At 73.7% G+C, this 22185-nt stretch carries 17 protein-coding genes and 3 pseudogenes; 12 read left to right on the top strand and 8 right to left on the bottom strand.

Annotation, left to right across the window (positions count from 1 at the left end):
- The first annotated feature begins 28 nt into the window (after nt 1–28).
- From glgC to ACIQGV_RS15845, 3 genes are all read left to right on the top strand, one after another.
- Complete coding sequence (gene glgC / locus ACIQGV_RS15855) at nt 29–1249, top strand: glucose-1-phosphate adenylyltransferase (RefSeq protein ID WP_402494905.1); 1221 nt, start codon at nt 29–31, stop codon at nt 1247–1249.
- A 102-nt stretch (nt 1250–1351) separates the two neighbouring features.
- Nucleotides 1352–2692 carry a wax ester/triacylglycerol synthase family O-acyltransferase gene (locus ACIQGV_RS15850; protein WP_402494903.1) on the top strand — a complete coding sequence of 447 codons (1341 nt, stop codon included), beginning with the start codon at nt 1352–1354 and terminating at the stop codon, nt 2690–2692.
- Nucleotides 2693–2798: 106 nt separating this feature from the next.
- Nucleotides 2799–4292 carry an SDR family NAD(P)-dependent oxidoreductase gene (locus ACIQGV_RS15845; RefSeq protein ID WP_402494901.1) on the top strand — a complete coding sequence of 498 codons (1494 nt, stop codon included), beginning with the start codon at nt 2799–2801 and terminating at the stop codon, nt 4290–4292.
- 39 nt (nt 4293–4331) lie between these two features.
- Here the strand turns inward: ACIQGV_RS15845 and ACIQGV_RS15840 are convergent, their stop codons facing one another.
- The gene (locus ACIQGV_RS15840) at nt 4332–4826 is read right to left on the bottom strand and encodes an HD domain-containing protein (RefSeq protein WP_402494900.1); all 495 of its coding nucleotides are present in this window, start codon (nt 4824–4826) and stop codon (nt 4332–4334) included.
- A gap of 459 nt (nt 4827–5285) precedes the next feature.
- Between ACIQGV_RS15840 and ACIQGV_RS15835 the strand changes: the two genes are divergently transcribed.
- The gene (locus tag ACIQGV_RS15835) at nt 5286–5459 is read left to right on the top strand and encodes a hypothetical protein (protein WP_402494898.1); all 174 of its coding nucleotides are present in this window, start codon (nt 5286–5288) and stop codon (nt 5457–5459) included.
- A 104-nt stretch (nt 5460–5563) separates the two neighbouring features.
- Here ACIQGV_RS15835 and ACIQGV_RS15830 read toward each other — a convergent pair whose 3' ends face one another.
- Nucleotides 5564–6907, bottom strand: a complete 1344-nt coding sequence (locus tag ACIQGV_RS15830) for an amidase (RefSeq protein ID WP_402494896.1) — start codon at nt 6905–6907, stop codon at nt 5564–5566.
- Nucleotides 6908–7129: 222 nt separating this feature from the next.
- Between ACIQGV_RS15830 and ACIQGV_RS15825 the strand changes: the two genes are divergently transcribed.
- Nucleotides 7130–10150: an alpha-mannosidase gene (locus ACIQGV_RS15825; RefSeq protein WP_402494894.1), complete on the top strand. Its 3021-nt coding sequence runs from the start codon at nt 7130–7132 to the stop codon at nt 10148–10150.
- 31 nt (nt 10151–10181) lie between these two features.
- Here ACIQGV_RS15825 and ACIQGV_RS15820 read toward each other — a convergent pair whose 3' ends face one another.
- Nucleotides 10182–10892 (bottom strand): FadR/GntR family transcriptional regulator, encoded by a 711-nt coding sequence (locus ACIQGV_RS15820; RefSeq protein WP_402495005.1) that lies wholly within the window; start codon nt 10890–10892, stop codon nt 10182–10184.
- A gap of 156 nt (nt 10893–11048) precedes the next feature.
- Here ACIQGV_RS15820 and ACIQGV_RS15815 point away from each other — a divergent pair.
- The 3 genes and pseudogenes from ACIQGV_RS15815 to ACIQGV_RS15805 all read left to right on the top strand — a co-directional run.
- A pseudogene (locus ACIQGV_RS15815) lies at nt 11049–11279 on the top strand (fuconate dehydratase); the annotation flags it as partial.
- Nucleotides 11268–11465: pseudogene (locus tag ACIQGV_RS15810) on the top strand (short-chain dehydrogenase); the annotation flags it as partial. The pseudogenes ACIQGV_RS15815 and ACIQGV_RS15810, both read left to right, overlap by 12 nt.
- A complete protein-coding gene (locus ACIQGV_RS15805) occupies nt 11462–12448 on the top strand; it encodes an aldo/keto reductase (protein ID WP_402494892.1) in 987 nt (328 codons plus the stop codon). The pseudogene ACIQGV_RS15810 and the gene ACIQGV_RS15805, both read left to right, overlap by 4 nt.
- Before the next feature lie 66 nt (nt 12449–12514).
- On the opposite strand, the gene ACIQGV_RS15800 is transcribed toward ACIQGV_RS15805, so the two are convergent.
- Nucleotides 12515–13927 (bottom strand): lipase maturation factor family protein, encoded by a 1413-nt coding sequence (locus ACIQGV_RS15800; RefSeq protein ID WP_402494891.1) that lies wholly within the window; start codon nt 13925–13927, stop codon nt 12515–12517.
- A gap of 110 nt (nt 13928–14037) precedes the next feature.
- Between ACIQGV_RS15800 and ACIQGV_RS15795 the strand changes: the two genes are divergently transcribed.
- The 3 genes from ACIQGV_RS15795 to ACIQGV_RS15785 all read left to right on the top strand — a co-directional run bounded on the left by ACIQGV_RS15795 (nt 14038) and on the right by ACIQGV_RS15785 (nt 18255).
- Nucleotides 14038–15291 (top strand): DUF6777 domain-containing protein, encoded by a 1254-nt coding sequence (locus ACIQGV_RS15795; protein ID WP_402494889.1) that lies wholly within the window; start codon nt 14038–14040, stop codon nt 15289–15291.
- A gap of 78 nt (nt 15292–15369) precedes the next feature.
- Complete coding sequence (locus ACIQGV_RS15790; RefSeq protein WP_402494887.1) at nt 15370–17457, top strand: SpoIIE family protein phosphatase; 2088 nt, start codon at nt 15370–15372, stop codon at nt 17455–17457.
- Nucleotides 17458–17700: 243 nt separating this feature from the next.
- Entirely contained in the window at nt 17701–18255 is a 555-nt protein-coding gene (locus tag ACIQGV_RS15785; RefSeq protein WP_402494885.1) for a cysteine hydrolase family protein, read from the top strand.
- Between the two features lie 28 nt (nt 18256–18283).
- On the opposite strand, the gene ACIQGV_RS15780 is transcribed toward ACIQGV_RS15785, so the two are convergent.
- The 3 genes from ACIQGV_RS15780 to ACIQGV_RS15770 all read right to left on the bottom strand — a co-directional run bounded on the left by ACIQGV_RS15780 (nt 18284) and on the right by ACIQGV_RS15770 (nt 20322).
- The gene (locus ACIQGV_RS15780; RefSeq protein WP_402494883.1) at nt 18284–18934 is read right to left on the bottom strand and encodes a zf-HC2 domain-containing protein; all 651 of its coding nucleotides are present in this window, start codon (nt 18932–18934) and stop codon (nt 18284–18286) included.
- A gap of 183 nt (nt 18935–19117) precedes the next feature.
- Nucleotides 19118–19624 (bottom strand): hypothetical protein, encoded by a 507-nt coding sequence (locus tag ACIQGV_RS15775; RefSeq protein ID WP_402494881.1) that lies wholly within the window; start codon nt 19622–19624, stop codon nt 19118–19120.
- A gap of 149 nt (nt 19625–19773) precedes the next feature.
- A complete protein-coding gene (locus tag ACIQGV_RS15770; protein WP_402494880.1) occupies nt 19774–20322 on the bottom strand; it encodes a sigma-70 family RNA polymerase sigma factor in 549 nt (182 codons plus the stop codon).
- Between the two features lie 213 nt (nt 20323–20535).
- Here ACIQGV_RS15770 and ACIQGV_RS15765 point away from each other — a divergent pair, with 213 nt between their 5' ends.
- Nucleotides 20536–21690, top strand: coding sequence for a CapA family protein (locus ACIQGV_RS15765; RefSeq protein WP_402494879.1), 1155 nt, complete (start codon nt 20536–20538; stop codon nt 21688–21690).
- 7 nt (nt 21691–21697) lie between these two features.
- Here the strand turns inward: ACIQGV_RS15765 and ACIQGV_RS15760 are convergent.
- Nucleotides 21698–22154: pseudogene (locus ACIQGV_RS15760) on the bottom strand (universal stress protein).
- Between the last annotated feature and the right edge of the window lie 31 nt (nt 22155–22185).

The following is a 22185-nucleotide window of genomic DNA, read 5'->3' as shown; positions in this document are numbered from 1 at the left end:
ACGGTCAACCACCGTGAGGGGAGCGGCGATGCGTCGTGGGGGACCTTCAGTTCTCGGGATCGTGCTGGCGGGGGGCGAGGGCAAGCGCCTCATGCCCCTCACCACGGACCGTGCCAAACCGGCGGTCACGTTCGGCGGCACCTACCGCCTGGTGGACTTCGTCCTGTCCAACCTCGTCAACGCCGACATCCTGCGCATCTGTGTCCTGACGCAGTACAAGTCGCACTCGCTGGACCGGCACATCACCACCACCTGGCGGATGTCGAGCCTGCTCGGCAACTACATCACCCCCGTGCCCGCCCAGCAGCGGCTCGGCCCGCGCTGGTACCTGGGCAGCGCGGACGCCATCCTGCAGTCCCTGAACCTGATCCACGACGAACAGCCCGAGTACGTCGCGGTGTTCGGCGCCGACCACGTCTACCGCATGGACCCGCGGCAGATGCTGGCCCGGCACATCGAGACCGGGGCCGGGGTGACGGTGGCGGGGATCCGGGTGCCGCGCACCGAGGCGTCGTCGTTCGGCGTGATAGCGCCGGGCTCGGACGGCCGCACCGTGGAGCGGTTCCTGGAGAAGCCCGCCGACCCGCCCGGACTGCCCGAGGCCCCGGACTGCGTCTTCGCCTCGATGGGCAACTACATCTTCACCACCAAGGTGCTGGTCGAGGCGCTCCAGCGGGACGCCGAGGACCAGCGCTCCGTGCACGACATGGGCGGCTCGATCCTGCCCCAGCTCACCCACCGGGGCGAGGCGCAGCTGTACGACTTCAGCGAGAACCACGTCCCCGGCGAGACCAGCCGGGACCAGGGCTACTGGCGTGACGTGGGCACGCTCGACGCGTACTACGACTCCCACATGGACCTGATCGCCGAGCGCCCCGCGTTCAACCTCTACAACCGCAGCTGGCCCGTCTACACCCACTCCAACCAGCTCTCGCCCGCCCGGTTCAACGGCGGAGGCATCGCCGGCGAGTCGATCATCAGCGCGGGCTGCCTGATCCGCGGACAGGTCACCCGGTCCGTGCTGTCGCCCGGCGTGGTCGTCGATCCCGGGGCGGTGGTGCAGGGCTCGATACTGCACGACAACGTGCACATCGGACGGGGCGCCGTGGTCCGGGGCGCGATCCTGGACAAGAACGTGGAGGTCCCGCCGGGTGCGACCATCGGCGTGAATCCGGAGCGCGACGGCGAGCTGTACACCGTCTCGAAGAACGGTGTGATCGCGCTGGGCAAGGGGCAGCGCGTGCCGTGAACTTAACCGACTCTTAACTGTGTGTAGCCCGATCGTCCTTGACCGTGATCGCCGCCCCGGGTTTGACTGCTGGCTCATCCGCCGCCGACCCGAGGCAGGCCCGTGACTTCAGATCCGCTCGCACCCCTCGACCTGGCGTTCTGGAACATCGAGTCCCCCGAGCACCCCATGCACCTGGGCGCGCTCGGGGTCTTCACGGCGCGCACGCCCGCCGCGGGCGCCCATGCCGCCGACCTGCTGGCGGCGCGGGCGGCCGCCGTGCCCGGTCTGCGGATGCGCATCCGCGACGCCTGGGAGCCGTCCCGGCTGCTGCGCCCCCGCACCTTCGGCGGTGCCACCCGTGAGGAGTGTCCCCGCTTCGACCCGCTCGACCATGTCGTCCTGCACGCCCCGGCCGGTGACTTCCAGGCCCGCGCCGGGCAGCTCATGGAGCACTCGCTGGACCGTGGGCGGCCGCCCTGGGAGGCGCACGTCCTGCCGGGGGAGGACGGCGCGTCCTTCGCCGTGCTGTTCAAGTTCCACCACGCCCTCGCCGACGGACTGCGGGCCCTCACGCTCGCCGCGGCCGTCCTGGATCCCATGGACATGCCCGCGTCCCGGCCCCGCCGGCCCGAGGAGCCCCGGCGCGGCACGCTGCCCGACGTGCGCCGGCTGCCCGGGCTGGTCCGCGGTGCCCTGTCCGACGTGGGCCGCGCCCTCGACATCGGCGCCTCCGTGGCGGTGTCCTCGCTCGGCGTGCGCTCGCCGGACGCGCTGACCGCCGGATCCACCGGCACCCGCCGCACCGCCGGAGCCGTCCTCGACCTCGACGACGTGCACCGCGTCCGCAAGAGCGCCGGCGGCACCGTCAACGACGTCCTGATCGCGGTCGTCGCCGGCGCCCTGCGCCGCTGGCTCGACGAACGCGGCGACAGCAGCGACGGCGCCGCCCCGCGTGCCCTGATCCCCGTCTCCCGGCGCCGCCCGCGCACCGCGCATCCGCAGGGCAACCGGCTGTCCGGCTATCTGATACGGCTCCCCGTCGGCGACCCCGACCCACTCGGCAGGCTCGGCACGGTCCGCGCGGCGATGGACCGCAACAAGGACGCCGGACCCGACCGGGGCGCCGGAGCGGTGGCCCTGCTCGCCGACCACGTTCCCGCGCTCGGCCACCGGCTCGGCGGGCCCTTCGCCGCCCGGGCGGCCCGGCTCTGGTTCGACATCCTTGTCACCAGCGTCCCGCTGCCCGGCGTCGGCATGCGGCTCGGCGGCCATCCGCTCGCCGCCGTCTACCCGTACGCCCCGCTCGCCCCCGGTCAGGCGCTGGCCGTCGCCGTCTCGACGTACCGCGGGCGCGTCCACTACGGGCTCGTCGCCGACGCCGCGGCCGTACCGGATCTGGACCGCCTCGCCGAGGCTCTGGAGCGGGAGGTGGAGACGCTCGTCACCGCCTGCGGTCCTTGACCTCCGCGGTTTTTGGCGGTGCGGCCCGGCGCTCCGTAGAATTCCCCGTTCGAAAGCGGGCGCGACCGGAGCACCGCGACGAGGGAAACAGGGAACGGCAGCGGCGATGACGGTGACAGAGGACGGTCCGGCGATCACGGACGAGGTCGTGCACGGGCCCGGCATCGACCCCGAGCGGCTCGCCGTCTGCCTGAGCGTGCTGGAGGAGCTCGACCGGCTGGACGTCGACCACCCCGACGCGATCATGGTGCGCCGGGCCACGTCGCACGTCTACCGCACGGTCAAGCAGCGCCGCCGCCAGGAGCGCCGGGCCGCCAAGACCGCGCACGACAAGGCGGTCACCGAGGCGACCGCCACCGGCTCCGCCCAGCGCATCGACGACGAGACCGAGGGCATCCTGCCGTCCTCGAACACCGAGGAGGGCAGGATCGCGGGGATACTCCAGCGCCCGCGCTCCTGCTACACCTGCAAGTCCCGGTACGTCGAGGTCGACTACTTCTACCACCAGCTGTGTCCGGACTGCGCCCGGGTCAACCGCGCCAAGCGCGACGCCCGCGCCGACCTCTCCGGCAAGCGCGCGCTGCTCACCGGGGGCCGCGCCAAGATCGGCATGTACATCGCGCTCAGGCTGCTGCGCGACGGCGCCCACACCACGATCACCACGCGGTTCCCCAAGGACGCCATCCGCCGCTTCAAGGCGATGGACGACTCCGCGGACTGGCTCCACCGGCTGGAGGTCGTCGGCATCGACCTGCGCGACCCCGCCCAGGCCGTGGCCCTGGCCGAGCAGGTCGCCGAGCAGGGCCCGCTCGACATCCTGATCAACAACGCGACCCAGACGGTACGCCGGCTGCCCTCCGCGTACGCCGCGCTGGTCGAGGGCGAGAGCGCCCCGCTGCCGGCCGGTGAGCTGCCCGCCCATCAGGTCATCGGAGCCTTCAACTCGGGCGCGGTCGACGGTCTCGCCGCGCTGCCCGTGGGGGTCTCCGGGCTCGACGCGCAGAAGGTGGCCGACCTCGCCCTGGTCGCGGGCAACGCCAGCGTGGAGCGGCACCGCGCGGGCACCGCGATCGACGCGGGCGGTCTGCTGCCCGACGTCGTCGACACCAACACCTGGGTGCAGACCATCGAGCAGATCTCGCCGGTGGAGCTGCTGGAGACCCAGCTGTGCAACTACACCTCGCCGTTCATCCTGATCAGCGCGCTGCGGCCGGCCATGGCCGAGGCCGCGCGCAGGGCGGCCAGCAAGCGCGCCTACGTCGTCAACGTCTCGGCGATGGAGGGTGTGTTCAACCGCGGCTACAAGGGCGCGGGGCACCCGAACACCAACGCCGCCAAGGCCGCGATGAACATGGTGACGCGGACCAGCGCGCAGGAGATGTTCGACGCCGACGGCATCCTGATGACCTCGGTCGACACCGGATGGATCACCGACGAGCGCCCGCACTTCGACAAGCTGCGTCTGGCCGAGGAGGGTTTCCACGCGCCCCTCGACCTGGTCGACGGCGCGGCCCGGGTCTACGACCCGGTCGTGCGCGGCGAGGCCGGCGAGGACGTGTACGGCGTCTTCCTCAAGGACTACGCGCCCGGCAAGTGGTGACACCGGGGGCGGGCGTGTGACGAGCGGCGGGCCCCGCGCTCAGTCGACCGCGCCCGTCCGGGAGCGGCGGGCCGCGAGCAGTTCCAGCAGGGTGCGCCAGTCCTCCAGGACGCCCGCGTCGAGGCCGGGGACGCGGGCCGTCTCATGCGCCTGACGCAGGGTCAGCGCGTCGTCGGCGAGCGGACCGGGACCGGCCGGACGCGGATGCGTGTGCAGCCGTACGAGCCTGGAGACACGCTCGCCCAGCAGGGGGCGTACGGCGTCCGCGCCCAGGTCCGCGTGCTCGTGGGTCCCCTGGGTCCCACGGGATCCGTGGAGCTCAGGGGATCCGTGGGGGGTGCCGGGCCGCAGGACGTGGCCGATGTCGTGCACCAGCCCGGCGATCTGGAGCTCCTTGTCGGCGGGGCGGCCGCGGCGCAGCAGGGCGGCGGTCTGCAGGGAGTGCTCGTGCAGGTCGACCGGGGTGTCCGGGCGGCCGACGCCCCGGCATGCGCCCAGCAGGTCCATCAGCTCGTCGACGCCGCGCAGCTCCATGGGTTTCGTCCTCCCGCGAGACAGCCGTAGCGGTACGCCAGCAGATCATGGCGAGCTTTCGGCCGGACCAACGGGATCTGAACGCCGTTCCAGGGTCGAAAACAAGTTCGACCGGCTGGGCCGATCGAGTGGCCGCAGAGTGACCGATCGTGTACCAAAGAGGTACGAATCGCTCGCGCTCCGAGCGCGCCCGACTTCGGATAGTTACCCGATGTTTTCAGCCCGATCGAGCGGGCACCCGCTCATCTGGTTATCCTGGCTCGGACGGGCAGCACAGCGGGTCCTACCCACACCCACGGTCCGTCCCGGGAACGGCCGGTGACAACGGTCCGCTCTCGCACCGAACAATCGGCGCCACCGCGTCCGGACGGATTCAAGCCAGACCCGAGTGGCCGCCAGGTGCCGGAGTGCAACCTGACCGGACTGCCCGAGGGTGACCCGACACATAAGGAGTGCGCGGTGACACCGGAGAAGACTCACCTCGACCAGCGCCCCAAGGAACGCACGGACCGTGCCGGACGCCGTCCCGGCGACATCGGCAGCCTGGACGTGTGGGCCCGTTCGGCTCCCATCCGTCTCGCGGGCTACGAGGACGACCTCGCCGAGCCCCACATCCTGCCCAGCGTGGACTGAGGCGCTGCCCGTCGACTCCGTGGGGGCGTGTGGGACGCACGCCCCCACGGGTGTGTCCCGCCACGGCCCCCTTCGGCCGGCCCTTCTCGGCCGCCGCGGCTCCCTCAGCCGATCGGCGCCGTGCGCGTCCAGGGACGCAGCTTCTCCAGCAGCCCCGCCATGAACAGCAGTTCCGCCTCCGACCCCGGCCGCCCCACCAGCTGGACCGCGCAGGGCGCACCGGAGGGCAGCGTGCCGAACGGTACCGCCATGGCCGGCCACCCCGTCAGGTTCCACGGCGGCGTCGTCGGCGAACAGAGGCTGTTCACCGCGATGTTGCGCAGCCAGCCGCGCTCGTGCCAGGCCGCGGCCGCGGGGGCGTGCCGGGCCAGCGCGGGCATCAGCAGCACATCGTGCTCCGCGAAGAACGGCTCCAGCCGGCGCCGCAGGGCCTCACGGCTCCCGCCGTCGCGCACCCCCGCCACGAAACGCCGCCCCACCGCGGCGTGCACCCGGGTGCGCCGGGCCAGCAGCCGCGCGTCGAGCCCTTCGGCGTCCACCGCCGTACCCGCCGTCCAGTGCCGTACGGCCGTGACGCCCAGCGACACCGGATACGGCGGATCGGCACGCCGCACCCGGTGCCCGGCCCCGGCCAGCAGCCGGGCCGCCTCCCGCACGGCCTCCCGGTAGGGCTTCGCGATCACGGTCCCGGCCAGCGGGCTGCGCAGCGACACCGCCACCGAACGCGGCCGTCCCTCCTCGGGGACGGCCGCCTCCGTGTCCGCGAGCACCGACAGCATCAGCCGGGCGTCCTCGACGGTCGTGGCCAGCGGCCCGTTCTCCGACATGCCGAACCAGTCCCCCTCGCCGATACCGGCGGGGACGACGCCGTGTCCCGGCTTGACGGTGACCAGACCGCAGTGGGACGCCGGTATGCGCAGCGAACCCATTCCGTCGTTGCCGAGGGCGATCGGCGTGAACCCGGCGGCGACCGCGGCCGCGCTGCCCCCGGAGGAGCCGCCCGCGCTGCGCGAGGGGTCCCAGGGATTGCGGGCGGTGCCGTGCACCCCCTCGGTCGTGCCGAAGACACACAGCTCCGGGACGTTGGTCAGGCCCACCACCACCGCGCCCGCCGCCCTCAGCCGCGCCACCGCCACATGGTCCTCGGCGGCCGGGGTGTCCGGGGTCGCCGCCGAGCCGACACGCATCGGCTCACCGCGCACCGCAAGATTGTCCTTGACCGCCACGGGCACCCCCGCGAGCGGCAGTTCCGCCAGGTCGCCGCGCGCCCCCACCTCGTCGGCCTCGGCCCGTGCCGCCTCGCCGCGCACCGCCCGGAAGGCCCCGATCCGGCCGTCCAGCCGCTCGATCCGGGCGAGGTGCCCGGCCACCACCTCCCCGGGGGTGACCTTCTTCTCCCGCACGGCGGCGGCGATGTCGACGGCGGTCCGGCCCACCCAGCTGGTCACGGCGGCTCCTCGGGGCAACGGGGCTACTGGCGAGTACGCAGGGAGAACTCTGCCCGCCCACGGGGCCCTTCGTCGAGAGGCCGGAGCCCCTTCACGCGCGGCGCGGCAGCGGGAGCGCACGGAGCGGTTCGGCATGCGCGCGGCGGGGGAGCTGTACACCTCGGCGGCCCCCGCGACCGTGACCCGGGCCCGGCAGCACCGAGACGACCCACGGAGCACCCCATGCATGACGACCGCACCCTCGTCGAGGCCAGGCTGAGGCGTGTCCTCGACGAACGCATCCGCCCCGCCGTGTACCCCGAGTCCGTACCGCTGGAGGTGGCCGTGTGGCACGCCCCCGACGAGCCGGTCCCGGTCGCCGAGGGTCTCGCGGCCGAGCCGGAACCGATCGGGGCCGGCGCCCGGTGGGGCGCCCCCTGGGGCACCAGCTGGTTCCGGGTCACGGGGACCGTGCCGCGGGAATGGGCCGGGCGGACCGTCGAGGCGATCCTGGATCTCGGCTTCGACGAGAACATGCCCGGCTTCCAGTGCGAGGGACTGGTCTACCGGCCCGACGGCACCCCGGTGAAGGGCCTCAACCCCCGCAACCAGTGGGTGCGCGTCGCAGCGCCCGCGGCCGGCGGCGAGGAGGTGCTCCTGCACATCGAGGCCGCCTCCAACCCCGTCGTCCTCGGCCACCACCCCTTCCGGCCGACCCCGCTCGGCGACAAGGAGACGGCCGGCACCGAGCCGCAGTACACGCTGACCCGGATGGACCTCGCCGTCTTCGACCGGGCGGTGTGGGAGCTGGTGCTCGACCTGGAGGTGCTGGGCGAGCTGATGGCCGAGCTGCCGGTGGACGCGCCGCGCCGCTGGGAGATCCTGCGGGCCGTGGAGGCGGCCCTGGACGCGGTCGACCTCCAGGACGTGGGCGGCACGGCGCAGCGGGCGCGTTCCCTGCTGCGCCCCGCCCTGTCCGCCCCGGCCGCGCCCTCCGCGCACCGCATCAGCGCGGTCGGCCACGCCCACATCGACACGGCGTGGCTGTGGCCGCTGCGGGAGACGGTCCGCAAGGTGGCCCGTACGGCGGCCGGCATGGCGGCCCTGCTGGAGGACGAACCGGACTTCGTCTTCGCCATGTCGCAGGCCCAGCAGTGGGCGTGGGTGAAGGAGCACCGGCCCGAGGTGTGGGCGCGGGTGAAGAAGGCGGTGGCGGACGGCCGGTTCGTGCCGGCCGGCGGCATGTGGGTGGAGTCGGACACCAACATGCCCGGCTCGGAGGCGATGGCCCGGCAGTTCGTGCACGGGAAGCGGTTCTTCCTCGACGAGTTCGGCACCGAGAACGACGAGGTCTGGCTGCCCGACACCTTCGGCTTCGCCGCGGGCCTGCCGCAGATCATCAGGGCGGCCGGCTCCAGGCGGCTGCTGACGCAGAAGATCTCCTGGTCGCGGACGAACGAGTTCCCCCACCACACCTTCCGGTGGGAGGGCATCGACGGCACCCGGATCTTCACCCACTTCCCGCCCGTCGACACCTACAACTGCTCCATGAGGGGCGGCGAGATCGCCCACGCCGCCCGCAACTTCAAGGACAAGGGCGTCGCCCGCCACTCCCTCGCCCCCACCGGCTGGGGCGACGGAGGCGGCGGCACCACCCGCGAGATGGTCGCCAAGGCGGCCCGGCTGCGCGACCTGGAGGGCTCGGCGACCGTCGTGTGGGAGACCCCGGCGGCCTTCTTCGCCAAGGCCGAGGCCGACTACCCCGAACCGCCCGTGTGGGTCGGCGAGCTCTACCTGGAACTCCACCGCGCCACCCTCACCAGCCAGGCGCAGACCAAACAGGGCAACCGGCGCAGCGAGCACCTGCTGCGCGAGGCCGAGCTGTGGGCGGCGACCGCGGCCGTCCGCACCGGATCCCCCTACCCGTACGCGGAACTGGACCGCATCTGGAAGACGGTCCTGCTGCACCAGTTCCACGACATCCTGCCCGGCTCCTCCATCGCCTGGGTGCACCGCGAGGCCCGCCGGACCTACGCACAGGTGGCCGAGGAGCTGAACGGCGTCATCGGCGCCGCCCAGCGCGCGCTGGCGGGGGAGGGCGAGCGGGAGCTGGTCTTCAACTCCGCACCCCATCCCCGCAGCGGCGTCCCCGCCGGCGGAGCCGGCGCCCCGGTGAAGCCCCGGCCCGCGACCCGCGCACCCCGCGCCGAAGGCGGTTTCCTCCTCGACAACGGGCTGCTGCGGGTCGAGGTCGACGCCGCCGGGCTGGTCGTCTCGGTGTACGACGTCGAGGCCGACCGCGAGACCGTCGCGCCGGGCCGGGCGGCGAACCTGCTCCAGCTCCACCCCGACCTCCCCGTCATGTGGGACGCCTGGGACGTCGACGCGTTCTACCGCAACACGGTCACCGACCTCACCGGCGCCGACGAGGTCACCGGCGACGGCGACGGCGCCTCCGTGCGGGTCGTGCGCTCCTTCGGGGCCTCCCGTGTCACCCAGGTGCTCACGCTGGCACCGGGCGAGCGGCGGCTGGTGCTGGACACGGAGGTCGACTGGCACGAGACGGAGAAGTTCCTCAAGCTGGCCTTCCCGCTGGACGTGCACGCCGAACGGTACGCGTCGGAGACCCAGTTCGGGCATGTCCACCGGCCCACGCACACCAACACCAGCTGGGAGCAGGCCCGGTTCGAGGCGTGCAACCACCGGTTCGTGCACCTGGAGGAGCCCGGCTGGGGCGTGGCGGTCGTCAACGACTCGACGTACGGCCACGACGTGACCCGTACGGTGCGCACCGACGGCGACCTCGGCACGACCACCACGGTCCGGGTCTCCCTGCTGCGCGCCCCGCGCTTCCCCGACCCCGAGACCGACCAGGGTCTCCACCGCTTCCGGCACGCCCTGGTGCCGGGCGCGGGGATCGCCGACGCGGTCCGTGAGGGCTGGTGGACGAACCTGCCCGAGCGGCGGCTCACCGGGGCGCGCGAGGTCGCCCCGCTGGTGACCGTCGACGACGACGCGGTCGTGGTCACGGCGGTCAAGCTCGCCGACGACGGCAGCGGTGACGTGGTCGTCCGCTTCCACGAGGCGCACGGCGGCCGTTGCCGTGCCACGCTGACACCCGGTTTCCGGGCCGCGGCGGTGCAGGTGACCGATCTGCTGGAGCGCCCGCTGCCGCAGACCCCCGCGCCCCGGCTCGACGACGGCCGGATCGCCGTACGCCTGCGGCCGTTCCAGCTGGTCACCCTCCGGCTGAAGCGGGCCTGAACGCCTCGGTCGGGGCCCTGACGGGACCGGCTCAGGGGAAGGGCCGGTCCCGGAGCCATTCCTCCACCTGGGCCACATGGGCGGCTGCGGCGGCCCGGGCCGCCTCCGGGTCACGGGCCGTCAGCGCGCGGTGGATGGCGGCGTGTTCGCGGCGGGTGCGCTCGACGGCACCCTCCCCCTGGTGCCCGCGCAGGATCCGGGCGCGGAAGGTGCGGCAGGACAGCCCCTCCAGGATCGCGGCGAGGGTCTCGTTGCCGGCGGCCAGGGCGATCTCGCGGTGGAAGGCCAGGTCGTGCGCGAGGAGTTCGTCCGGGTCGTCGGTCGCGTCCATGGCCGACAGATGACGTTCGGCGGCGGCCAGCTGCCCGGGCGTGATGCGCGCCGCGGCCAGTGCCGTCGCCGCCGACTCAAGGACCCGGCGTACCTCCAGCAGCTCCATCAGCCGGGGCCCGCGCGACAGGTCGGCGACCACGCCGAAGGTCTCCAGCAGGTCCCCGGCCCGCAACTGGGTGACGTAGATACCGGATCCGTGGCGGGCCTCCAGCACTCCCAGCACGGTCAGCGCGCGGATGGCCTCGCGCATCGAGCTGCGGGAGATGCCCAGCCGGGCAGCGAGCTCCCGCTCGGTCGGCAGCCGCTCGCCCGGCTCCAGCAGGTCCTCCGCGATCATCGCCCTGATCCGCTCGATGGCGCGCTGTGTCACCGTGCCCTTCCGCGGGGTGTCCGCCCGGGCGCTCGGCATCGCGTTCACGCCGTTCCTCCTGTCACCGGTGGGCGCAGTCTAGCCAGCGGGGTGGTCCGACCAATGCGGCAATCTGGCCCGGCCGGAGGGTGTCATGGCCCCGGATTGGTCTGATAAGCATGCGGTCGTCGATGCCCCGGAACCGAAAGGCACTCCGTGTCCGCGATCGCCGCCCGCATCACCGCCGTCGACACCTTCGACGTCCGCTTCCCCACCTCCCGCGACCTCGCCGGCTCCGACGCGACGAACCCGGACCCGGACCGCTCCGCCGCCTGCGTCGTGCTGCGCACCGGCGAACCCGGCGAACCCGGCGAACCCGAGGGCCACGGCTTCGCCTTCACCGCCGGCCGCGGCGACGGTGTCCGGGCCACCGCGGTCGGCGCCGTCGTGGACGCCGTCCGGGACCCGGCCGCCGGACGGGCCGCCCTGGAGGCCCGCCGCCCCACCGGACGTCCGGTGGGCGCCGAGGAGACCGCGGCCGCCGTCGCCCGCCCGGCCGGCCCGCTCTCCGGCACCGCCCTCGCCGTGGACGGCGGCATGCAGGGCCTGCGGCTGCGGCCGGTGAGCCGGTGAACCGCCTCGGCTCCAGCGGTGTCGAGGTCAGCGAACTGGCCTTCGGGGCCTCCGCCGTCGGCAACCTCTACACCGAGGTCTCCGAGACGCAGGCGCACGAGGCCGTGGCCGCGGCCTGGCAGCGGGGCATCCGCTACTTCGACACCGCCCCGCACTACGGCCTCGGCCTGTCGGAACGCCGCCTGGGAGCCGCGCTGCGCGAACGCCCCCGGACGCAGTACACCGTCTCGACCAAGGTGGGCCGCCGTCTGGAACCCTCCGGCCGCGGCGGCGACGACCTCGCCCACGGCTTCGCCGTCCCCGCCACCCACCGCCGCGTGTGGGACTTCAGCGCGGACGGCGTACGGCGCACCCTGGAGGACAGCCTGGAACGGCTCGGCCTCGACCGTGTCGACGTCGTCTATCTGCACGACCCCGACGACCATGCCGAAGAGGCGTTCCGGGAGGGCTACCCGGCGCTGGAGAAGCTCCGCGCGGAGGGAGTGGTGGGCGCCATCGGGGCGGGCATGAACCAGGCCGCGATGCTCACCCGCTTCGTCCGCGACACCGACGTGGACGTGGTGCTGTGCGCCGGCCGCTACACCCTGCTGGACCAGCAGGCGCTCACCGAGCTGCTGCCCGCCGCCCAGGCCCGCGGCACCTCCGTCGTCATCGGCGGCGCGTTCAACTCCGGCCTGCTGGCCGACCCGAGGCCCGGCGCCACCTACAACCACGCCACCGCCTCACCGGAACTGCTGCACCGCGCGCTGCGGCTGAAGTCCGTCGCCGCCCGCCACGGCACCACCCTGCGCGCCGCCGCGCTGGCCTTCTGCGCCGCCCACCCCGCGGTCGCCTCCGTCCTGGTCGGAGCGCGCTCGGCCCATGAGGTCGTCGACTGCGCGCACCAGTTCGCCGCCCCGGTGCCCGCCGAGCTGTGGCAGGAACTGCGCGACAGCGGACTGCTGCCCGCCGAGGCGCCCGTACCGGGGGAGACGGCGCGGTGAGGGCCCTCGACGGCCCTCTCCTCCGGGGCCCCGCCGCGCGCGGGCAGCCCTGGAGCGCCGGGCCGGTCACGGCCGCCGGTCCAGCCGGGTCGGCGGCAGATACTCCCGTACGTACGTCCGCTCCCAGCACGCGCCCGTCTCCCGCAGCTCCCGCCACGTCGTGTAGCGGTAGCGGAACAGCCGGGCGCGCACGAAGCGCGGCGCGGTGTCCGGCGGGAACGGCGAGCTGCGCAGCAGCCGCAGCGTGTCCCGGTCGTTCTCCAGCAGCCGCTCCACCAGCGCCCCGAACCAGGCCCCCGCATAGGACGGTGACAGCGCGGCGAACCACATCAGCCAGTCGAGCCGCAGATGGTAGGGCGCGAACTGGCGCGGCCAGTGCCGGGGATCACCGGGCTTGCCCTTGAACTCGTACTCCCTCCAGTCGGATTCCGCGCGCGGCACGTCGTCCAGCGTGCCCTCGACCACCACCTCGTAGCGGATCCGGCTGACGCTGCCGAACGCTCCGTAGGTGTTGACCAGGTGCAGCGGATCGAAGGAGCGGTTCATGACCTGGCGCCGGGAGATCATGTTCCGCACCGGGTGGTACGAGAGGAACAGGATCAGCGCGGCGACGCCGAGCACGACGACCTCGTACCAGAGGGGGGCGTCCGGCACGGACGGCGGGTCGGCGGGGAACTCGATCGCGGACAGGGCCACCACGACGGTGATCCAGTTCAGCCAGGAGAAGTTGCCGGACAGCACCAGCCACAGCTGGGTGGCGATCATCAGCGCGGCCGCCGCGCCCGCGACCGGCTGCGGTGTGAACAGCAGGACGGGAACGCCGAGTTGCACGACATGGTTGGCGGCGGCCTCGACCCGGTGCAACGGCCGGGGCAGATGATGGAAGAACCAGCTCAGCGGACCCGGCATCGGCTGGGTCTCATGGTGGTACTCCAGACAGGTGAGCCTGCGCCAGCAGGCGTCGCCGCGCATCTTGATCAGACCCGCGCCGAACTCCACCCGGAACAGGATCCAGCGCAGCAGGAAGAGCACCACGACAGGCGGCGCGACCTCGTCGTTGCCGAGGAAGGCGGCGAGGAAGCCGACCTCCAGCAGCAGGGACTCCCAGCCGAAGGAGTACCAGGTCTGGCCGACGTTGACGACCGACAGGTACAGCACCCACGGCACCAGCCACAGCAGCATCGCGCCCCACAGCGGCAGGAGGCCGTCCGCCCCGGCGGCCAGCGCCGCGGACACCGCGCAGCCCGCCCAGGCGCAGGCGGCGAAGAAGCGGTCGGAGTAGTGCAGCTGGAACAGGCTCGGCGCCCGCCGCAGCGGCACCCGGGCGACGAACCGCGGCACCGGAAGCATCCCGCGCTCGCCCATGAGCGGGCGGAACTGGAGCACGGCCGTCAGGAAGGCCACGAGATACACGGCGGCCAGCGCCCGCTGGAAGACCAGCCGGCTCAGCCAGTAGTCGGGTGCGGTGAACCAGTCCAAGGCCGTCGCTCCTCATCTTCCGCCCCTTGTCCACCGTGCCCCGGTCACGGTGCGTCGTCACCCGCTCCGCTTGCGTCACTCGAGCGAGTGAAGCAGACAATGGTGAGGTATTGCCCGAATTCAGGCGGGAGAACGTGGTGCGCTCACCCGGGTCACCCATCCGAACCCTCGTCGTCGCCTGCGCGCTCTCGACGGTGCTCCTCTCCACCGGCTGCGGCGACGACGGCCCCGGCGCGGCGGGCGGCGGGGTCGTCCTCCAGCCGGCCGGCGTACGGGGACCCGACCCCTTCACCCCCTCCACGGACATCCCGTCGCCGCAGCCGTCGCCCGTCCCGTCCCCGCCCCGGCGGCAGGCGGCCGTCGCCGCGCCGCGGTCCGTCTCCGGGACCACGCCCGGCCTGTACGCGGGTACCCCGCGCACCGGCAGCTGCGATGTGCGGCGGCAGATCGGCCACCTCACCGCCGACCCGGCCAGGGCCGGCGCCTTCGCCGCCGTCGAGGGTGTCGCCCCGCGGGACCTGCCCGGCTATCTGCGCGGTCTGACCCCGGTCGTGCTGCGGGCCGACACCAGGGTCGGCAACCACGGCTACAAGGACGGCCGGGCGACCGGCTACCAGGCGGTGCTCCAGGCCGGCACCGCCGTCCTCGTCGACACCAGGGGCGTGCCCCGGGTGCGCTGCGCCTGCGGCAACCCGCTCCTGCCGCCGGCCGGGAGCGGTCCGGCGGCGGTGACCGAGGGCACCTCGTGGTCCGGCTACCGGCCCGCCGAGGTCGTCGTCGTCACTCCGGCGCCCCGGGCGGTCACCGGGATCACGATCGTCGACATCGCCGGCCGCACCTGGATCGAGCGGCGCTGCGGCCACGACACCCGCCACGACCGGTCCGTGCCGCCGCCCGCGTGGGCGACCCGGCCACCCGCCCCGAGCGACCCGGCGAGCCCGGGCACGCCGGTCCCGCTCACGTCCGTGGCGGGCACCCCGAGCCCGAGTCCGAGTCCGAGTCCGGGCACGTCCCGGCCGTACCCCCGTGACCTCGTCGCACCGCCCGATTCCTCGGTGCCGTCCGCGGCGCAGGCCGGCTGTGCGGCCCCGACGGTCACCGTCACCCCGGGTGCCGCGCGCCCCGCCGCATCGCCCGCGGCCACGGGCTGCCCGAGCGCGGCGGCGACCTCCGCACCCCCGCCGGCCGAGCCGCCGAGTCCGCCCGGCACGGGCACGGCACCGGGCGACGAGACCTCCGGGGACGTCGGCCCCGAGGCCGTTCCCGACAGCCCCGACGTCCCCGACGGCGGCGGCCTGATCCCCGACGATCGCGCGGGCACCGAGAGCGTCTCCGGCGGCCCGGCCGACGTCTTCGACGGGTGAGCGGCACGCCTTCCGCGGGGCCGCCCGGCCAGGCGGCTCCCACTCGAAGAATCGGGCAAATACTGGCAAGGTGGGCCCATGGTTGATCGGGGAGCGAACGAACTGTCACTCCCGGACGACTGGCCCGTCCACGCGAACGCGGTGCTCGCACTCAACCGCATGGGCAGCTTCGACTGGGATCTGGACACCGGCCTGATGGTGATGGACGCCCAGGCCCACGAGGTCTTCGACGTGCTGCCCCAGGAGTACGACGGCCGCCCCGAGACCCTCGGTATCCGCGTGCCGCCCGGCGAGGGCCGCCGCCTGGACACGATGGTCTCCCAGGCGCTGAAGAACGGCAGCGAGAACTACGGCGCCTACTTCCGGCTGCGCACCCGCGACGGCACCCTGCGCTGGACGCACACCCAGGGCTACATCCGCCGCGACGAGCAGGGCCGCCCGCGCCGCATCATCGGCATCGTCCGCGACGCCACCCAGGAACTCGCCGACATCGAGGCGCACAGCGAGCGCCTGGTGCGCGACGACGCCCGTCGCGAGCAGGCCACCGTCATCCAGCTCGCCACGGCCGCCCTCGCCCACGCCCGCACCGTCCAGGACGTCATCGACGTCGTCAAGGACACCCGCGGGCTGACCCATCTCGGCGCCACCAGCCTCGTCCTGGGCCTGGTCGAGGCGGGCCGCATCCGGCTGATCGCCGAGGGCCCCACAGGCAGCTTCGTCCCCGGCACCGACGTCACCGGCATCGACGAGCCCTACCCGATGAGCGAGGTGGTCCGCACCCTCAGCCCCCGTTTCATCGAGTCGCCGGAGGAGTTCGCGGCCGGCTACCCGATCCTGTGGCCGCACATCACCGACCTGCGGATCACCTCGGCCGCGTATCTGCCGCTCATCGTCCAGGCCCGCCCGATCGGCGCCATGGGCCTGCTCTACAACAACCGGCGCGGCTTCAGCGGCGAGGAGCGCAACATCCTCGTCGCCATGGGCAGCAGCATCGCCCAGAGCCTCCAGCGGGCCATGTTCTACGAGCAGGAGGCGGACATCGCCCAGGGCCTCCAGCAGGCCATGCTGCCGCGGACGATCCCCAGCGTGCGGGGCGCCGACGTCGCCGTCCGCTATCGCGCCGCCTCCATCGGCGGCGCCATCGGCCGGGACATCGGCGGCGACTGGTACGACCTCATCCCGCTGCCCGGCGGCCGGGTCGGCGCGGTCATCGGCGACGTCCAGGGCCACGACACCCACGCCGCCGCCGTCATGGGCCAGCTGCGGATCGTGCTGCGCGCCTACGCCGCCGAGGGCCACACCCCGGCCACCGTGATGGCCCGTGCCTCCGTCTTCCTGCACGAACTCGACACCGACCGCTTCGCGACCTGCCTGTACGCCGAGGCGGACCTGGCCACCGGAGTGGTCCAGGCGGTACGTGCCGGGCACATCGACCCGCTCGTGCGGCAGACCGACGGGACCTGCCGACGTGTCCCCGTCGAGGGCGGGCTGCCGCTCGGCCTGTCCGCGGAGTTCGGCAGCCTGGAGTACCCGGTCTCCACGATCGAGCTCGACCCCGGGCAGACCCTGCTGCTGTGCACGGACGGCCTGGTGGAGAAGCCCGGTGCCGACCTCGCCGACGGCATGCGCACCCTCGCCGGGCTGATCGCCTCCGGCCCGCAGGACGTACGGCGTCTCGCCGACATGCTCATCGACCTCGCCGAGGAACGCGGGGGCGACGACGACGTGGCGCTGCTCCTGCTGCACCGCCGCGGCCAGGACGTGCCCCAGGGCGGAGGGGGCCGGCTCCAGCAGCATGTGGCCTCCGGCGACCCGGAGGCGCTGCGCGAGGCCCGGCGCATGATCCGTACCGCCGTCCGCTCCTGGGGCGTCCTCGACAGCGCCGACGAGATCGAGCTCGTCGCCGACGAGATGATCACCAACGCCCTGATGCACACCGAGGGCGCGGCGATCGTCACCCTGCGGGCCCTCGCCGGCGGCCGCCGGCTGCGCGTGGAGGTCGAGGACTCCTCCAGCGCCCTGCCCCGCCGCCGCGAGGCCGGGGAGTCCGGCGTCTCGGGCCGCGGTCTGCTCCTGGTGGACCTGCTCGCCGACGACTGGGGCGTGGAGGCCCGGGGCGGCGGCAAGTGCGTGTGGTGCGAGTTCGAGGTGCCGCAGGAGACGTGAGCGCCCGTGTCCCGGACGGCACCGCGGACGTACGCCGGGACTCCCCGGGGCCGCGGCGCCCGCCGGGGCGGCCGGACGTTCCCGGGGCGGGGCCGCGGACCGGCTGAGGGCGGGGAGGAGGAGCGGCCCGCGGACCGTCCCGCCGAAGCGGGCCGCCCTCGTGCGCCGGGCCCGCTGCCGGAGGGGTGTCCTAGGCTGGCGGCACATGATCCACAGGTGAGGTTTTCCGACCCGGGAGGCACCGTGACCACCCTGCCCGACCGCCCGAACAGCGCGCTGCTCGTCATCGACTTCCAGAACGACGTCGTCACGGCGGTCCACGACCGCGAGGGCGTCGCCGCCAACATCGCAGCCCTGGTCGACCGGGCCCGCGCGCAGGACGTCGACGTGGTCTGGGTGCAGCACTCCGACGAGGAGCTGCGGCGCGGCAGCGAGGGCTGGGAGTTCGTGCCGGAGCTGGTGCGCCGCGAGCCCGAGCCCGTCGTGCACAAGAGCTACCGGGACTCCTTCGAGGACACCGACCTGGAGGAGGTGCTGGCGGGGCGGGGGATCGGCCGGCTCTACGTCACGGGCGCGCAGACCGACGCCTGCATCCGCTCGACCGTCCACGGCGCCTTCACCCGCGGCTACGACGTCTTCCTCGTCGGGGACGCCCACACCACGGAGGACCTGACCGCGTACGGGGCCCCGGCCCCGGCCCAGGTGATCGCGCACACCAACTTCTACTGGAAGGGCCAGAGCGCCCCGGGCCGCGCCGCGGGCACCGTGACCACGGCGGAGGTCGACTTCACGGGCTGAGCCGCGCCTGCCGGGGGGCGGCGGAGGATCAGGAGGCCGGGATCGCGACGAGCCGCTCCCCGGCCGCGGTGCGCACCTCGTAGCGGACGATGTCCCCGAGGTGCATCGCGGAGCCGCCCTCCACCTCGTTCGGGCGGGCGTCGTGCGTGGACACCTTCCAGCTGGTGACGGTCTCCTCGGAGCCGTCGCGGCCGACGGCCACCAGCCGGCAGGAACGCGGACCGGCCGCGTCCTTGACCTCCAGGTCCACCCGGCTGCCCCAGGGCTCGTCCTCGGTGGTCACCTGCGCCCACACACCGGAGCGTTCGTCGGTCGCCGAGACGCGGACCGCGCCGCCGTCCCCGCCCGCCGTCAGCGCGATCGTGGGCCCGGCCACGGCCAGCACCACGGAGGCCGCCACGGCGTACAGCACCCTGCGGCGTCCGGCGCGACGGCGGGCGGCCACCTCGCCGAGCAGCCGGTCCAGCAGCCGTGCGCCCGCTCCCGCCATGGGGTGCACCGAGCGCGGGGTCGCGCGCCGGTAGAGCATCAACTGCCGTGTGACCGGCCCGAACTCGGTCACATGAGCGGTGCACTGAGGGCACTCCATGAGGTGGTCCTCGAAGCGGAAGGACTCCGCCTCGTCCAGCACGCCGAGCGCGTAGGCGGCGACGTCGCGATGCCTTTCCAGGGACCTCATGCCGAATCCTCGTGCCGTTGAGTGCGGGTGGGGTTACTCCTTGCTCCCATCCGTACGCACCGGACGGCCGAATCACTCAAGTCACGCGGGAATCGGCGCCAGGGGATTCGGAGCCCTCGGGCCCGCGGATTGGTCGCCGACGGAAAAAAGTCGGAATCGGACCCGAACCCGTGGGACGAAGGCTCAGAACAGGCTGATGGCGAGGTGCCCCAGCGGCAGCCCGAGCTGCCAGGCCGGGGTCCACACCTCGGGCCCCTCCTCCTCGCCCGCCGTGCCGCCCGGCACCGCGTTCAGGTCCGGCGCGAGCAGCTCGGTCTCCTCCAGCCAGCGCCAGGCGGCGGCGGCCAGCTCCAGATCGGGCACCGGCCCCCCGGCCGCGGCCGCCTGTTCGGTGAGCTCGGCCATCCGCTCACGCACCCAGTCCTGCCACGGCTGGTCGTACGCGGTGAGCGACAGCCATGTCTCCAGCTGGGTGATCACCCGGATCCCGGAGAGCTCGCCCTCGGTGTCGGACAGGAAGACGGTGAGCGCCAGCGCGTCCCGGCCGGCGCGGAACTCGAAGGACGTCGGCGGCATGAGGTCGCCGGAGCGCAGCAGCTCGTCGGCGATGTACTCGGCGTACAACCAGGCCATGGGGACGGTGAGTTCCCCGCCGCCCTGGCCGTCCGTGCTCTGACCTCTGTGCAGCATCCCTTCCTGCCTTCCTCCGGTGCGTACGCGTCGCCCGGCCCCGGCCCCGTCGTGTCGGGGGCCCATCCGGAAAACGGATGAGGACAGCCGATTACTCAACCGGGGTCCTGGGCAAGGCGCTTTACGGAGGCTTGACCCGGCAGTCGGTTTCAGCGCAGGTCGGCCGCGTATCCCGGAAGCACCCGGCGCAGGGCGCGCAGCGCGTAGTACGCGCGCGACTTCACGGTACCGGGCGGGATCCCCAGCGTTTGCGCCGCTTCCGCCACACTCGCCCCCTGGAAATACACCAGCACCAGGACTTCACGGTGCTCCGGAGTGAGAGTCTTCACAGCCTCGCGCACATCGACCGTCGCGGCCGACCGCTCGGCGTGGTCGGCGCACACCCCGGCGCTGTCCAGGACGGCGTCGCCGACCTCCGCCGGGCGTGCCTGCCGGGCCCGCCGCGCGTCGATGGCGAGCCGCCGGGCGACGGTCAGCAGCCAGGGCCGTACGGACGTGAAGGCGTCGGCACGCAGCGCCTCGGGATGCTGCCAGGCGCGCACCAGCGTCTCCTGCACGAGGTCCTCGGCGCGTTGCCGGTCGCCGTCGCAGAGCCGCAGAAGCAGCGCGAAGAGGGGCCGGCCGTGCTCCCGCTGCAGTGCGGCGAGCTCGTGCTCGGCGGTCGTCGTCCCGGGAGTGAGCGTGGTGGCGGCCGTCATGGCCGTATGGCACCGCAGGGGCGCGCGGCAGGACAGGGAGCGCGCAGGGATGTGCGGCGGACGGTCGAACGCGTCGGCGAACGGTTCGACGAACGGTCCGGACAGCCCCGTACACGCGGACCGGACGGGTTAAAGGGGCCGGGCGGGCCGTTTGCGTGGCCTCTCACCTTCGTACCTATTGATGGGTAAATATGATCAATGTGAGGTGAACGGATGATCGCACGCAGACGCCAGGTCGCCCTCGCCCTGACGGCCCTTCTCACCGCGGGCGCCGCCTGCCAGGCCCAGCACCGGGAACCCCCCGCCCGGGCCGGACACCCCGCGCCCGGCGCCGCCTCCCGCGGCTTCACCCTCGTCGCCTCCGGGGACGTCCTGCCGCACAGCTCGATCATCGACCGGGCGCGCTACGACGCCGGCGGCACGGGCTACGACTTCCGCCCCATGCTCGCCGGCGTCCAACCGGTCGTCTCACGTGCCGACCTGGCGCTGTGTCACATGGAGACCGTGTACGGGGCGGACGGCGACTACTCCGGCTACCCCGCCTTCAAGTCCCCGCCCGAGGTCGCCCGGGCCCTCGCCGCCACCGGCTACGACGGCTGCTCCACCGCCTCCAACCACAGCCTCGACGACGGAGCCGACGGCATCCGGCGCACCCTGGACGCCCTGGACCGGGCGGGCGTACGGCACGCCGGCACGGCCCGTACCGAGGGCGAGGCGCGCACCGTCACCCTCCTGCGGGCCGGCGGGGCCGACGTCGCCCACCTCTCCTACACCTACGACACCAACGGCTACCCGCTGCCGGACGGGCAGCCCTGGGCCGTGAACCTGATCGACGAGCGGCGCATCGTCGCCGACGCCCGCGCGGCCCGTGCGGCGGGCGCCGAGGTGGTCGTCGTCTCCGTCCACTGGGGCACCGAGTGGCAGGACGAGCCCGACGAGCAGCAGCTCCGGCTCGCCCGCGCCCTCACCGCCTCCCGCACCGGCGGCCGGCCCGACATCGACCTGATCCTCGGCACCCACGCCCATGTGCCGCAGGCGTACGAGAAGGTCAACGGCACCTGGGTGATCTACGGCATGGGCGACCAGATCGCCGGCGAGATGACCAACCACGAGGGCCTTCCCGACCCGCGCGGCAACCAGTCCACGCTCGGCCGCTTCACCTTCGCCCCGCCCGCCGAACCGGGCGGCCGCTGGAAGGTCACCCGGGCCGAGTTCGTCCCGCAGCTGTTCGACGTCGACGCCGGACGGGTGGTCGACCTCGACGCCGCGCTCGCCCGGGGCGCGGACGTCCGGTCCGTGCGCGACCGGATCCGGGACGTCGTCCTCAGCCGCGGCGCGGCGAAGGACGGCCTGGTGACGGCCAGGTAGCAGAAGCTCAGGGCACCACGGTCAGCGGCCACCGCCCGGCCTTCACCAGCCGGATCGCCACCGACCCGGCGGTGCGGTGGCCGGCCTGCCCGGACGCGCCGACGACCACGGCGTCCGCCTTGAGCTCGTCGGCCGCCTGCACCAGGCCGTTGATACGGGTCGCCGCGGAAGGCGTGGAACTCCCGGCGCACCTCGAACGTCCCCCTGACCCGCTCGGCGGCCTCACGGATCTGCGCCACGAGGTCCTCGGCGACCGCCTCGGTGGCCTCTGCCGCCGGCACGCCCGGCGCCACCCCCGTCGTCGTCACCGGCTGCACGTACACCACGGCCGGCAGCGCCCGCTGCCGCCGGGCCGGACCGCCCGCGTGGGCCGCGGCCCGCAGCGAGGAGTCCGAGCCGTCCACGCCGGCCACGACGACCTCGGGCCCGTCGGTGCCCCGCTCGAACCGATGCTGTTCCGTCACGGCGCCGAGGCTGTCGGAACCCCTGCCTCCG

It is taken from the genome of Streptomyces sp. NPDC093094 (genome assembly GCF_044754345.1).
Taxonomy (GTDB): Bacteria; Actinomycetota; Actinomycetes; order Streptomycetales; family Streptomycetaceae; genus Streptomyces.
The sequence above is the reverse complement of the archived record's forward strand: the minus strand, read 5'-3'. Positions and strand labels throughout refer to the sequence as shown.